The following is a 13,866-nucleotide window of genomic DNA, read 5'->3' as shown; positions in this document are numbered from 1 at the left end:
GCCGTCCTCCGGACGGTCGCGGGCACCGCGCCACCTGTGACCCCTGCCCTAGTGGGGTGTCTCACACCCCACTCACAAGAGTCCGAGGCGCCTTCCTGCGGTGGAGCCCTGAGGCTCCACGGCGGTCGGCGACCCCGTGGTTCCGTAAATCTCTTACCGCTTCTTGCGATTCACTGCGTGGATCGCATGACCGTTCACCGCCAGGGCCGCTTCGTGCAGCGCCTCGGACAGCGTCGGGTGCGAGAACACCATCATGCCCAGGTCTTCGGCGCTGGTGCCGAATTCCATGGCGATGGCGCCTTGCTGCACCAGCTCCGCCGCGCTCGGGCCGACCACATGGACGCCCAGGACGCGATCGGTCTTGGCATCGGCCACGACCTTGACGAAACCGGCGGTGTCATTGGCCGCCAGGGCACGACCGCTGACCGCGAAGGGGAAGGTGCCGACATTGACTTCGACGCCTTCGGCCTTCAGGGCCTGCTCGGTCTTGCCGACCCACGCGATTTCCGGGTGGGTGTAGATCACCGAGGGGACCAGATCATAGTTCATCTGGGCCTTGTGACCAGCGATGCGCTCGGCGACCATCACGCCCTCTTCCGAGGCCTTGTGGGCCAGCATCAGACCGCGCACGCAGTCGCCGATGGCGAACACGCCCGGCACACTGGTGGCGCAGTGGTCGTCGACGTAGATGTAGCCACGCTCGTCGCTTTCCACGCCGCTGTCGGACGCCAGCAGGTCGGTGGTCACCGGACGACGGCCCACGGCAACGATCAGGCGATCGAAGGTGATCTGCTTTTCTTCACCGGCTTCGGTGTAGTTGACGGTGACTTCTTCGCCATTGACCTGCGAGCCGGTCACACGAGCACCCATGCGGATGTTCAGACCCTGCTTGGAGAGGATCTTGTAGGCTTCCTTGGACACCTGCTCATCGGCGGCGACCAGGAACTTGTCCAGGGCCTCCAGCACGGTGACTTCGGCACCCAGGCGGGCCCAGACCGAACCCAGCTCCAGGCCGATGACGCCGGCACCGATCACGCCCAGACGCTTGGGCACGCTCTGGAATTCCAGGGCGCCGGTGGAATCGACGATGACCTTCTGGTCCACCGGAGCCGGCGGGATGTCGATGGGACGCGAGCCGGACGCCAGGATGACGTTTTCGGCCTCGACGACCTGGACGTTGCCGTCCAGACCGGTGACTTCAACCTTCTTACCGGACAGCAGCTTGCCGTTGCCTTCCAGCAGGGTCACGCCGTTGGCCTTGAACAGGGTGGCCACGCCGCCGGTGAGGTTCTTCACGATCTGGTCCTTGCGGCCGATCATGGTGGGCACGTCGATGGTGACGTTCGGCGCGTCGATGCCGTGAACCTTAAAGCCCTCGTGGGCTTCGTGGTACTTGTAGGAGCTGTCCAGCAGCGCCTTGGAGGGAATGCAGCCCACGTTCAGGCAGGTGCCGCCCAGGGCGACCTTGCCTTCCTTGCCCTTGTAGCGCTCGACACAGGCCGTCTTCAGGCCAAGCTGCGCGGCGCGGATGGCGGCCACGTAGCCACCAGGGCCGGCGCCGATCACCACTACGTCGAATTTGTCGCTCATACACTAATCCCCTTGGAGCAGCTTCAGGCAGGAAAACTTGAAGCGGTGCGTGGCCCCTGCCCCGCACCGCGAGAGCCGGATCAGATGTCCAGCAGCAGACGAGCCGGGTCTTCCAGCAGGTCCTTCATGGTGACCAGGAAGGTCACGGCTTCCTTGCCATCGATCAGGCGATGGTCGTAGGACAGCGCAAGATACATCATCGGCAGGATCACCACCTGGCCGTTCACCGCCATCGGACGTTCCTGGATCTTGTGCATGCCCAGGATCGCGGTCTGCGGCGGGTTGACGATGGGAGTGGACAGCAGCGAACCGAAGACACCACCGTTGGAGATGGTGAAGGTACCACCCTGCATGTCTTCCATGGTCAGCTTGCCGGCCTTAGCCTTCTTGCCGAAGTCGGCGATGGTGCCTTCCACTTCCGCCAGGCTCATGAACTCGGCGTTACGCAGCACCGGCACCACCAGGCCACGGTCGCTGGACACGGCCACGCCGATGTCCTGGTAGCCGTGGTAGACGATGTCGTTGCCGTCGATGGAGGCATTGACGCCCGGCTGACGCTTGAGCGCCTCGGTGGCGGCCTTGACGAAGAAGGACATGAAGCCCAGGCGCACGCCGTTGTGCTTCTTCTCGAACATGTCCTTGTACTTGGAGCGCAGGTCCATGATCGGCTTCATGTTGACCTCGTTGAAGGTCGTCAGCATGGCCATGCTGGACTGGGCTTCAACCAGGCGCTCGGCGACCTTGGCGCGCAGGCGGGTCATGGGCACGCGCTTCTCGGTGCGGTCGCCAGCGGCGGTCACCACCGGAGCGGCGGCGGCAGCGGGCTTGGCAGCCGGAGCGGCAGCGCCGGACTTCTTGGCTTCGACAGCGGCGACGGCGTCTTCCTTGGTGATGCGACCACCCTTGCCGGTGCCGACCAGGGTAGCCGGGTCGATGCCGTTCTCTTCGGCGATCTTGCGCGCGGCGGGCGCCAGGATCGGATCCTCTTCACCACCGGCGGCCGGTGCGGCGGCCGGAGCACTGGCGGCAGCCGGCTGGGCAGCCGGAGCGGCGGCGGCAGTGGCGCCCTCCTCCACGCGAGCGATGACTTCTTCGCTCAGCACGGTATCGCCTTCGTTCTTCAGGATTTCGGCCAGGACGCCATCGGCCGGTGCCACGACTTCCAGCACGACCTTGTCGGTTTCGATGTCGACCAGCAGTTCGTCACGCTTGACCGCTTCGCCGGGCTTCTTGTGCCAGGTGGCGACGGTGCCGTCAGCGACCGATTCCGGGAAGGTAGGGGCTTTGATCTCGATAGCCATTCTATGAATTTCCTTAGTGATCTCTAGTAGTCGCGTGGCGAATCAAACGGAGAAAGCATCGTGCAGCAGTTTTTCCTGCTGCTCGGCGTGCATGGAGGCATAGCCGCAGGCCGGCGCGGCGGACGCATCGCGACCGGCGTATTCCAGACCCAGGCCCTGCTTGTAACCGGACACGGCGCGGCGCATGTGATGCTGGCTGCAGTACCAGGCGCCCTGGTTCATCGGCTCTTCCTGGCACCAGACCACGCGCTCGAGGTTCGGATAGCCGGCCAGTACGTCGGCCAGATCGTCTTCCGGGAACGGGTAGAGCTGCTCCAGACGCACGATGGCGATGTCCTGGCGATTCTCGCTGCGGCGCTTTTCCAGCAGGTCGTAGTAGACCTTGCCGCTGCACAGCACCAGGCGCTTCACCTGCTGGGCATCGATCTGATCCAGTTCGTTGATCACGGTCTGGAAGGAGCCATGGGCCAGGTCTTCCAGGGTCGAGATGGCCAGCTTGTGGCGCAGCAGCGACTTGGGCGTGAGCACCACCAGCGGCTTGCGCAGCGGGCGGATCACCTGGCGACGCAACAGATGGTAGATCTGCGCCGGCGTGGTGGGTACACAGACCTGGATGTTCTGCTCGGCGCACAGTTGCAGATAACGCTCCAGGCGTGCCGAGGAGTGCTCCGGGCCCTGGCCTTCGTAGCCATGGGGCAACAGCATGGTCAGGCCGCAGAGACGACCCCACTTGATCTCGCCGCTGGTGATGAACTGGTCGATGACGACCTGGGCACCGTTGGCGAAGTCACCGAACTGGGCTTCCCAGACCACCAGCGCATTGGGCGTGGTGGTGGCGTAGCCGTATTCGAAGCCCAGTACCGCTTCCTCGGACAGGAAGGAGTCGTAGATCTCGAACGACGGCTGATTCTCGGCCAGGTGCTGCAGGGGCACGTAGGGTACGGCGTCCTTCTGGTTGTGCAGCACCGCGTGACGGTGCGAGAAGGTGCCACGGCCGACATCCTGACCGGTGATGCGGATCGGATGGCCTTCGTGCAACAGGGTGGCGTAGGCCATGGTCTCGGCGAAGCCCCAGTTCAGGGGCAGACCGCCGGCGGTCATCTTCTGGCGATCCTCGAGGATCTTGCCGACCTGACGCTGGACCACGACGCCTTCCGGAACCTGCAGCAGCTTGTTGGCCAGGTCCTGCAGGGTCTTGAGGTCGAAGCCGGTGTCGTGCCGGGCGGTCCAGGCATGGCCGAGGTAGGGTTTCCAGTCGACGAACAGGTCGCGATTGGGCTCCTTGACCAGGCTGGCCACGACGTGACGGCCCTCGTCGAGGGCGCCGCGATAGGCTTCGAACTGTGCCTGGACCTGCTCGGCAGTGACGACGCCGGCCTGGGTCAGGGCATCCGCATAGAGATCGCGGGTGGTGCGCTGCTTGGCGATCTGCTGGTACATCAACGGCTGGGTGCCGCTCGGCTCGTCGGCCTCGTTGTGGCCGCGACGGCGGTAGCACACCAGGTCGATGACGATGTCCCGCTTGAACTGCATGCGGTAGTCGACCGCCAGCTGGGTGACGAACAGCACCGCCTCGGGATCGTCGCCGTTCACATGGAAGATCGGCGCCTGGATCATCTTGGCGACGTCGGTGGCGTACTCGGTGGAGCGCGCGTCCTCCTGGCGGTTGGTGGTGAAGCCCACCTGGTTGTTGATCACCAGGTGCAGGGTGCCGCCGGTCTTGTAGGCCCGGGTCTGCGACATCTGGAAGGTTTCCATGACCACGCCCTGGCCGGCGAAGGCGGCGTCGCCGTGGATGGCCACGGGCACGACCTTGTCACCGGAGCGATCGCCGCGGCGATCCTGGCGCGCGCGTACCGAACCTTCCACCACCGGAGAGACGATCTCCAGGTGCGAGGGATTGAACGCCAGCGCCAGGTGGACTTCGCCGCCCTGGGTCATGACGTTGGAGGAGAAGCCCTGGTGATACTTGACGTCACCGGAGCCCAGCTCGACCAGCTTCTTGCCTTCGAACTCGTCGAACAGGTCGCGCGGGTTCTTGCCCAGGGTGTTGACCAGCACGTTCAGGCGGCCACGGTGGGCCATGCCGATCACCAGTTCCTTGACCCCATAGGAGCCGGAACGCTGGATGATCTCGTCGATCAGCGGAATCAGGCTCTCGCCGCCTTCCAGGCCGAATCTCTTGGTGCCCGGGTACTTCGTGCCCAGGTACTTCTCCAGACCCTCGGCGGCGGTCAGGCGCTCCAGCAGATGGGTACGGACTTCCGGCGAATACTGCGGGCGGCCACGGACGCTTTCCAGGCGCTGCAGGAACCAGCGGCGCTCCTCGGAATCGACGATGTGCATGAACTCCGCACCGACCGTGCGGCAATATGTCTCTTGCAGCGCATCCCTGATTTCGCGGAGAGTTGCTTCCTCTTTGCCGATGAACAATTCACCGGTACGGAAGGTGGTATCCAGATCGGCGTCGGTCAACCCATAGTGGTTGAGCAGCAGATCGGCAGGCGGCTGACGCTGCCACAGACCCAAGGGGTCGAGTTGGGCAGCCTGATGACCCTGCAGACGGTATGCCTGGATCAGACGCAGGACTTCGACCTGCTTCTTCTCGTGTTCGGAACTGACGGTACCGGCCGAGACCGGCTGAGCTCGCCGCTGATTCTTGCCCAGCAGCACGAAATGGTCGCGGATCGCGGAATGCGCGACGTCCGGCGAATTGCCAGTGACCGCGGGCAGCTTTTGGAAGTAGGTGCGCCATTCTTCCGGCACAGCGTTAGCATCGTGCAGAAACAGCTCATAGAGCTCTTCCACATAGGCAGCATTACTGCCGGACAGGTGAGCGCTGTCCCACAGTTGCTGCATCTGACTTTCGTGCATCTAGTTCACCCCTTCGGCAGAGATAGCATCAGCCGATGACCAGCCTCGACGCGAGACCTGGCCTCACTACGACTGCGCCAATGCCCGGATGCGGTTCCGGGTATCCCTGAATGGACATTGGTTGAATCAAGCTATCAAGGTCGCTAACGAACCCGCCCGGCACAACTGGCCGGGCGGGACGTGGATCAGGTACCGCTCTGCAGCAGCATCGCCCGCACATGGCCAATGGCCTTGGTCGGGTTCAGCCCCTTGGGACAGACCGCTACGCAGTTCATGATCGAACGGCAGCGGAACACGCTGAACGGATCGTCCATGGCGGCCAGACGCTCCTGGGTCTTGGTGTCGCGACTGTCGGCCAGGAAACGATAGGCCTGCAGCAGCGCAGCGGGGCCGAGGAACTTGTCGGGATTCCACCAGAAGGACGGGCAGGACGTCGAGCAGCAGGCGCACAGAATGCACTCGTACAGACCATCGATCTTCTCGCGGTCTTCCGGGCTCTGCAGGCGCTCGATGGCCGGTGCCGGGGTCTCGTTCTGCAGGAACGGCTTCACCTTCTCGTACTGCTTGTAGAAGATGCTCATGTCGACGACCAGGTCACGAATGACCGGCAGGCCAGGCAGCGGACGCACGACCAGCTTGCCGTTCTTGACCACCGCCGACAACGGCGTGATGCATGCCAGGCCGTTCTTGCCGTTGATGTTCATACCGTCGGAGCCGCACACGCCTTCGCGGCAGGAACGACGGTAGGAGAAGCCTTCATCCTGCTCTTTGATCAGAGCCAGGACGTCCAGCACCATGAGGTCCTTCCCACCGGTATCGACCTGGAACTCCTGCATGGACGGCAGGCCGTCCTGATCCGGGTTGTAACGATAAACGCTGACTTTCAACATGGTGGTCACCTTTAGTAAGTCCGAACCTTGGGTTCGAACATCGGTACGGTCTTGGGCGCGAAGTTGACGTCACGCTTACTGACCCGCTTTTCACCGGGGAAATAGAGGGTGTGGCACAGCCAGTTCTCGTCGTCGCGCTCTTCGAAGTCTTCACGGGCATGAGCACCACGGGACTCCTTGCGGTTCTCGGCGGCGATGGCGGTCGCTTCGGCCACTTCGAGCAGGTTCTGCAACTCGAGCGCTTCGATACGGGCGGTGTTGAAGCCCTGACTCTTGTCGTTGATCTTGACCTTGGCGATGCGCTCGCGCAGGTCGGCCAGCTCGGCGATGCCCTTCTGCATGTACTCGCCGGTGCGGAACACCCCGAAGTAGTTCTGCATGCAGGTCTGCAGTTGCTTGCGCAGGGTGGCGACGTCGTCACCGGTGGTGCGCTCGTTGACGCCGGACAGGCGCTGCAGCGAGGCTTCCAGATCGCTTTCCGAGGCACCGCGGTGCTCGATACCTTCCTTGAGCGCCTTCTCCAGGTGCAGACCAGCGGCACGCCCGAAGACCACCAGGTCCAGCAGCGAGTTGCCACCCAGACGGTTGGCCCCGTGCACGGACACGCAGGCCACTTCGCCTACGGCGAACAGGCCTTCGATGATCTTGTCGTTGCCGTTGGCGTCCTGGGTGATGGCCTGGCCATGAATGTTGGTGGCGATGCCGCCCATCATATAGTGGCAGGTGGGGATCACGGGCACCGGTGCGACGACCGGATCAACATGGGCGAAGGTCTTGGACAGTTCGCAGATACCGGGCAGACGGCTGTGCAGCACGTCTTCACCCAGGTGATCCAGCTTCAGCAGCACGTGATCGCCATCCGGACCGCAACCGTTGCCGGCCAGCACTTCCTTGACCATGGAACGGGCGACCACGTCGCGACCGGCCAGGTCCTTGGCGTTGGGCGCATAGCGCTCCATGAAGCGCTCGCCATGCTTGTTGATCAGGTAGCCACCCTCACCGCGGCAACCCTCGGTGACCAGTACCCCAGCGCCGGCGATGCCAGTGGGGTGGAACTGCCACATCTCGATGTCCTGCACCGGCACGCCGGCGCGCAGCGCCATGCCGACGCCGTCACCGGTGTTGATCAGGGCGTTGGTGGTGGAGGCATAGATACGGCCCGCACCGCCGGTGGCCAGCACGGTGGCCTTGGCCTTGACGTAGACGGTCTCGCCGGTTTCGATGGCGATGGCGATGACGCCGACCACGACACCATCCTGGTTCTTGACCAGATCCACGGCGTACCACTCGTTGAGGAAGACCGTGTTGTTCTTCAGGTTGCCCTGATAGAGGGTGTGCAGCAGAGCGTGACCGGTACGGTCGGCTGCGGCGCAGGTACGTGCGGCCTGGCCACCCTTGCCGTAGTCCTTGGACTGACCGCCGAAGGGACGCTGATAGATGCGGCCCTGCTCGGTACGGGAAAACGGCAGCCCCATGTGCTCGAGTTCGAAGACCGCTTCCGGGCCCACGGAACACATGTACTCGATGGCGTCCTGGTCACCGATATAGTCCGACCCCTTGACGGTGTCGTACATGTGCCAGCGCCAGTCGTCGTTCGGGTCGGCCGAAGCGATGGCGCAGGTGATGCCGCCCTGAGCGGACACGGTATGGGAGCGGGTCGGGAAAACCTTGGTGATCACCGCGGTCTTGTGGCCGGACTGGGCCAGTTGCAGGGCGGCGCGCATACCGGCGCCGCCGCCACCTACGATGATGGCATCAAACGAAATATGACGAATTGTGGACATAGATCAAACACCCCAGAAGATCTGCACGCCCCAGACGAAGAACGCGAACATCGCGAACCCGCATACCGCCTGGAAGAGAAAACGCACGGCGGTAGCACCCTTGCCGATTGCCATGGTGGTCAGGTAGTCGGTGGAGATGGTCCACATACCAACCCAGGCATGAACGCAGATGGACACCAGCGCCAACAGGCTGAAGATGCGCATCAGGGTGTGGGAGAATAGGCCGTGCCATTGCTCGAAGGTGAGCCCTGGATGAAGGATCAGGAAACCGATGAGAAAGAGGAAGTAGACCGCGAGGACGACTGCCGAGACCCGTTGAGCCATCCAGTCGTAGAGACCGGAACGCGAAAGATTGGTGACGTTGGTTACCATACCCAAACCCCTGCCAGAATGATCAGAACTGCGGAAATGACCAGCACGAGCTGCGCACCCAGCTTGCCGCCCTGCAGGGTTTCGCCGGCGCCACCATCCATGATCAGGTGCCGAATGCCGGCGACCAGGTGGTAGAGCAATGCGGACAGCAGACCCCAGATCACGAGCTTGACCAGCGGATAGGCCAGAAAAGCTTTCACTTGGCCGAAGCCTTCCGGGCTACCCAACGACAGATGCAGGCCATAGAGCATGACTGCGATGCCGAGGAAGAGGATGACGCCGGAGATACGGTGAAGAATCGAGGTATAAGCTGTGATAGGTAGTTTGATGGTCCTGAGATCTAGGTTTACAGGTCGTTTGCTATTCACGGCTTCTTTCACACTGAGGGCCCAATTACGGTCGGGCTAGTTATAGGAGATTCCACATCTGCTACACGCTTCCTGTTGAAAGCGTCTCGACCGCTCGGCATCAGCTCGCCGACCCGGCACGGTCGGGCGAGAATTATAGACAGTTAGCCTACTCATGACAAACGCGGATACCCGATCCCGACGTCGCCAGCTGATATTCAGAAGCCTGCGTGTTAATGTCTTTTCGCCGCACAATCTGCCCAGAAAGCGCCTCTAGGGTGATATTTTCGTAAATTGACTTTCAAATTTATCCCTCTATAGTGGGCGAGGCCCTGAGTGGAGGGTTTATTGATGATTTCAAAGCAAAATAAGGAGGCCTAATGGCTGACAAGAAAGCGCAGTTGATCATCTCGGGAGCGGATCCGGTTGACCTGCCCGTTATGTCCGGCACCCTCGGCCCGGACGTGATCGATGTTCGCAACCTCACCTCCACTGGTGTGTTCACCTTCGACCCGGGCTTCATGTCCACTGCCTCGTGCGAGTCCAAGATCACCTACATCGACGGTGACAAGGGCATCCTGCTGCATCGTGGCTACCCGATCGAGCAATTGGCGGAGAAATCCGACTACCTCGAGACCTGTTACCTGCTGCTCAAGGGTGAGTTGCCGAACGCGCAAGAAAAAGCGCATTTCGTTGACACCATCAAGAACCACACCATGGTTCACGAGCAACTGAAGAACTTCTTCAACGGCTTCCGTCGCGATGCGCATCCCATGGCCATCATGTGCGGCGTGGTCGGTGCCTTGTCGGCCTTCTATCACGACTCCCTGGACATCACCGATCCGCAGCACCGCGAGATTTCGGCGATGCGCCTGATCGCCAAGATGCCGACTCTGGCCGCCATGGTGCACAAGTACTCCATGGGTCAGCCGATGATGTATCCCCGCAACAACCTGGGCTATGCGGAAAACTTCCTGCACATGATGTTCAACACCCCGTGCGAGGAAAAACCCATCAGCCCAGTGCTGGCCCGTGCCATGGATCGCATCTTCATCCTGCATGCCGACCATGAGCAGAACGCCTCCACCTCCACCGTCCGCCTGGCCGGCTCTTCGGGCGCCAACCCCTTCGCCTGCATCGCTGCCGGCATTGCGGCCCTCTGGGGTCCGGCGCACGGTGGCGCCAACGAAGCCGTGTTGAAGATGCTGGACGAGATCGGCGATGTTGCCAACATCGACAAGTTCGTGGCCAAGGCCAAGGACAAGAACGATCCGTTCAAGCTGATGGGCTTCGGCCACCGGGTCTACAAGAACTTCGATCCCCGCGCCACGGTGATGAAGCAGACCTGCGACGAAGTCCTGGCCGAGCTCGGCATCAACGATCCGCAACTGGAACTGGCCATGCGCCTGGAAGAACTGGCCCGCAAGGACCCCTACTTCGTCGAGCGCAACCTTTATCCGAACGTGGACTTCTACTCCGGCATCATCCTCAAGGCGATCGGTATTCCGACCAGTATGTTCACCGTGATCTTCGCCATGGCGCGGACCGTTGGCTGGATCTCGCATTGGCAGGAAATGCTGTCCGGCCCCTACAAGATCGGCCGGCCGCGCCAGCTGTACACCGGCGTTGTCCAACGTGATATCTCGGACGATCGCGGCTGATCGATCCGTAAAGAAGAACCCCGCTTCGGCGGGGTTTTTTATGCCTGCAGTGCCTGGATCTACGTCTGACGCCAAGAACGTCAGGCATGAAAAAGCCCGCACTAGGCGGGCTTTTTCATGTCTGGATCAGGCAGATTACTTGGCCTGAGCTTCGACTTCGGCTTCTACGCGACGGTTAACAGCGCGACCGGCTTCGGTAGCGTTGTCAGCAACCGGGCGGGACTCACCGTAACCAACAGCGTTCACACGGCCACCCTGCACGCCGTACTGGTTGACCAGCACGTTACGCACGGCGTTGGCACGACGCTCGGACAGCTTCTGGTTGTAGGCGTCAGTGCCGACGGAGTCGGTGTGGCCTTCAACGGTGGTCGAGGTCTGCGGGTACTGCTGCATGAAGTCAGCCAGGTTCTTGATGTCGGCGTAGCTGTTGGGCTTGACCACGGCCTTGTCGAAATCGAACTTCACGTCCAGCTCGACGCGAACGGTTTCAGCGGCAGCCGGGCAGCCGGTAGCGTCAACGGTGACGTTGGCCGGGGTGTTCGGGCACTTGTCGACGTTGTCGCAAACGCCATCGTTGTCGGAATCGGTGCAGACGTCAGCAACGGGAGCCGGAGCCGGAGCCGGAGCGACTTCTTTCTTGGTGGAACCACCGAAGTTCAGACCAACACCAACAGCAGCGCTCCACTCGGTGTCGCCGTAGTCGATGTTGTAGTTGGCTTGCACGCCGGTACGGGCATACAGGTTCTCGGTGAAGTAGTACTTCAGGCCGGCACCCAGGTTGGCGTAGGTGGAGTGATCACGACCACCTTCGTTGATGTCGCGGTTGCTGATGGACTGGTGAGCGAAACCACCGGACACGTACGGACGCAGGCCGACGCCGGGCTGACCGAAGTGGTAGTAGGCATCCAGAGCGGCCAGGCTGCCCTTGATGTTCTTGTGGCCCAGGTCGCGGTCGCCACGAGCGTTATGGTACTCACCGTAGGACAACGCCAGCTCAACGTCGTCGGTCAGGAAGTAGCCAACGGAACCGCCGTACAGGTCGGCGTTGGTCATGTTGCGCTGGCTGTCGGTGAACAGACGGCTGCCGAACAGCTCAGTCTCGACGGCGCCTTGACCTTGTGCCAGGGCGCTCAGCGAGGCGCTTGCCAGCAGGGAGCCGATCACGACGCCCAAGGTGCTCTTCAGTTTCATCCTTTGTATCCCCATTTTAGTGGTACTAATTCCGGCAATCTCCGGAGGCTTCGACAACAAGTTTTCGTGAAGTTCAAAAACTTACAGCTGACACATCCGGTCAGCCCTCAACTTCAGCTGCGAACTTGTCACGCAGTTTGTCGAGTGCCCGCTTGTATCGCATCTTGGTGGCGCTGAGCCCCATGTGCATGATGTCGGCGATCTCCTGGAACTCCAGCTCCGCGACGAAACGCAGCACCAGGATCTCCCGATCGACCTGCCCCACATGGACCAGCCAGCGATCCATCCCTCCCTTTTCTTCCAGCTTCGGCGCCCGTTCCTCGGAGGCTTCCTCCATCGGATCCAGACTTAATGCCTCCACCAGCCGCCGCTTGCGGCGTTCCTTGCGGTACTGAGTGATGCACTCGTTGTAGGTGATGCTGTACAGCCAGGTCTTGAATTTCGATTTCCCCTCGAAATTCTTCAAACCGTAAAGCACCTTCAGCATGATCTCCTGGCAGACATCGTCGGCATCCCGGTCGTTCCCCAGGTAACGGGCGCAGACGTTGAACAGGGTGCGCTGATAGCGGCGCATCAGTTCTTCGTAGGCTCGCGTCACGTGGAAGAGTTCACCATGCGCGCGCTGGACCAGCTCTTCATCGCTGAGCGTGGTCGGATCGTAGGCATGAGGGGCAGGCTTGTTCAAGACGGAATTGGCTACCAAAAAGTGGCGGGCATGATAGCCATCTCCGCGGCGCCTGTCAGCGGCTGCGGACCTGAGCCTCCAGCAATAGACGGTTCGGAACCGAAACGATATCGCCCTCCTCGGTCATGATGAGGGTCTTGGCGGTACCGATCTCCTCGATCTCGCCTTCGACGTCCGCCAAGGTCACCCACTGGCCGACTTCGTAGAGTTCGCGCACGTAGATACCGGCCAGAATCTGCGACACCAGTCCCCGGCTACCCAGCCCCAGGGCCAGGGCTGCAGCCAGGGCGAAGGCGGTGAGCACGATGGCGATGACCAGGTTCAGCAGTTCGGTCTTGATCTCCAGCTGACCGACCGCGACCGAGATCGCAATGATGATGACCAGGCCCTGGGCCAGACGCCCCAGCCCTGCGGCGTAATCCAGGCCGACGCCCTCGGCGGCGCCGTGGACCAGGCCGCTGACCAGTTGCGCCAGCAGCACCCCGACGATGAGCACCAGGGCGGCGCCAAAGATCTTGGGCACATAAAGCGCCATGACGTCCAGGGTGGAGGAAACGCGCTGCAAACCCAGGGACTCGGCCGCCGACACCAGGAACACCAGCAGGACGAACCAGTAGACGATCCGGCCGATCAAAGTGGTGACCGGCATGCGCATGCCGATCTTGGCCAGTTGCTTGGTCACGCCGGCACCGGCGAGCACGCGGTCCAGGCCGAGCTTGGCGAGGACCTTCGACAGCACGGTGTCGAGAATCTTGGCGACCGCGAAGCCCGCCAGGATCACCACCAGGGCGCCGAAGACGTTGGGAATGAAGCCGGCCACCTTGCTCCACAGGGTGGTCATGGCGGACAGCAGACTCTGGGTCCAGATATCGAATTCCATCTACTTCAGGATCTCCGGGGAAGATTCGCTACGTGCGGTACGGCGCGAGCGCGGCTTCAGATGAGGGGCGCCGTTGCCCAGTGCCAGCAGCAGCGCCGATGCCCAGTGCCGCCCGATCAGATCGAACAGCGCACCCGCGCCCACCTGACGATTGGCGGTCTTGAGCACACGATGCAATCGTGCCTGATCATCGCCCTCCTCGTCCTGAGCATTGGCCGGGGTATTGAGGAGCGCCTTGAGGGACGCTTCGAAGGGATCGTGCATAGGCACCTCGCTGGTCGTTTCCTCTTG

The 13,866-nt window shown here is 62.0% G+C and carries 12 protein-coding genes; 1 reads left to right on the top strand and 11 read right to left on the bottom strand.

Annotation, left to right across the window (positions count from 1 at the left end; all coding sequences use genetic code 11):
* Positions 1-153: 153 nt before the first annotated feature.
* The 7 genes from lpdA to sdhC all read right to left on the bottom strand — a co-directional run bounded on the left by lpdA (position 154) and on the right by sdhC (position 9,191).
* Positions 154-1,590 carry a dihydrolipoyl dehydrogenase gene (gene lpdA, locus V6W80_RS07050; protein ID WP_017638888.1) on the bottom strand — a complete coding sequence of 479 codons (1,437 nt, stop codon included), beginning with the start codon at positions 1,588-1,590 and terminating at the stop codon, positions 154-156.
* A gap of 80 nt (positions 1,591-1,670) precedes the next feature.
* Positions 1,671-2,891 carry a 2-oxoglutarate dehydrogenase complex dihydrolipoyllysine-residue succinyltransferase gene (gene odhB / locus V6W80_RS07045; protein WP_064306647.1) on the bottom strand — a complete coding sequence of 407 codons (1,221 nt, stop codon included), beginning with the start codon at positions 2,889-2,891 and terminating at the stop codon, positions 1,671-1,673.
* A 42-nt stretch (positions 2,892-2,933) separates the two neighbouring features.
* On the bottom strand, positions 2,934-5,765 hold the full coding sequence (locus V6W80_RS07040; protein ID WP_064306648.1) for a 2-oxoglutarate dehydrogenase E1 component: 2,832 nt from the start codon (positions 5,763-5,765) through the stop codon (positions 2,934-2,936).
* Positions 5,766-5,950: 185 nt separating this feature from the next.
* Positions 5,951-6,655, bottom strand: a complete 705-nt coding sequence (locus tag V6W80_RS07035; protein ID WP_017638890.1) for a succinate dehydrogenase iron-sulfur subunit — start codon at positions 6,653-6,655, stop codon at positions 5,951-5,953.
* Positions 6,656-6,666: 11 nt separating this feature from the next.
* The gene (gene sdhA / locus V6W80_RS07030; RefSeq protein ID WP_026083584.1) at positions 6,667-8,439 is read right to left on the bottom strand and encodes a succinate dehydrogenase flavoprotein subunit; all 1,773 of its coding nucleotides are present in this window, start codon (positions 8,437-8,439) and stop codon (positions 6,667-6,669) included.
* A gap of 3 nt (positions 8,440-8,442) precedes the next feature.
* On the bottom strand, positions 8,443-8,811 hold the full coding sequence (gene sdhD / locus V6W80_RS07025) for a succinate dehydrogenase, hydrophobic membrane anchor protein (RefSeq protein ID WP_017638892.1): 369 nt from the start codon (positions 8,809-8,811) through the stop codon (positions 8,443-8,445).
* Positions 8,805-9,191 carry a succinate dehydrogenase, cytochrome b556 subunit gene (gene sdhC / locus V6W80_RS07020; RefSeq protein ID WP_026083585.1) on the bottom strand — a complete coding sequence of 129 codons (387 nt, stop codon included), beginning with the start codon at positions 9,189-9,191 and terminating at the stop codon, positions 8,805-8,807. Before sdhC ends, sdhD begins: the two co-directional genes overlap by 7 nt.
* Positions 9,192-9,538: 347 nt before the next feature.
* Between sdhC and gltA the strand changes: the two genes are divergently transcribed.
* Positions 9,539-10,819: a citrate synthase gene (gene gltA, locus V6W80_RS07015; protein ID WP_338546350.1), complete on the top strand. Its 1,281-nt coding sequence runs from the start codon at positions 9,539-9,541 to the stop codon at positions 10,817-10,819.
* A 135-nt stretch (positions 10,820-10,954) separates the two neighbouring features.
* On the opposite strand, the gene V6W80_RS07010 is transcribed toward gltA, so the two are convergent.
* The 4 genes from V6W80_RS07010 to V6W80_RS06995 form a co-directional block, all read right to left on the bottom strand.
* Entirely contained in the window at positions 10,955-12,010 is a 1,056-nt protein-coding gene (locus V6W80_RS07010) for an OmpA family protein (RefSeq protein WP_017638894.1), read from the bottom strand.
* Between the two features lie 100 nt (positions 12,011-12,110).
* A complete protein-coding gene (gene sigX, locus V6W80_RS07005) occupies positions 12,111-12,695 on the bottom strand; it encodes an RNA polymerase sigma factor SigX (RefSeq protein WP_007159259.1) in 585 nt (194 codons plus the stop codon).
* Between the two features lie 55 nt (positions 12,696-12,750).
* Entirely contained in the window at positions 12,751-13,575 is an 825-nt protein-coding gene (locus V6W80_RS07000; RefSeq protein WP_017638896.1) for a mechanosensitive ion channel family protein, read from the bottom strand.
* Positions 13,576-13,839, bottom strand: a complete 264-nt coding sequence (locus tag V6W80_RS06995; protein ID WP_017638897.1) for a hypothetical protein — start codon at positions 13,837-13,839, stop codon at positions 13,576-13,578.
* Positions 13,840-13,866 lie beyond the last annotated feature (27 nt).

Source organism: Pseudomonas benzopyrenica, from assembly GCF_036884265.1.
GTDB lineage: Bacteria > Pseudomonadota > Gammaproteobacteria > Pseudomonadales > Pseudomonadaceae > Chryseomonas > Chryseomonas benzopyrenica.
Note: the sequence above shows the minus strand (reverse complement) of the source record. Positions and strands in the feature narration are given on the sequence as shown.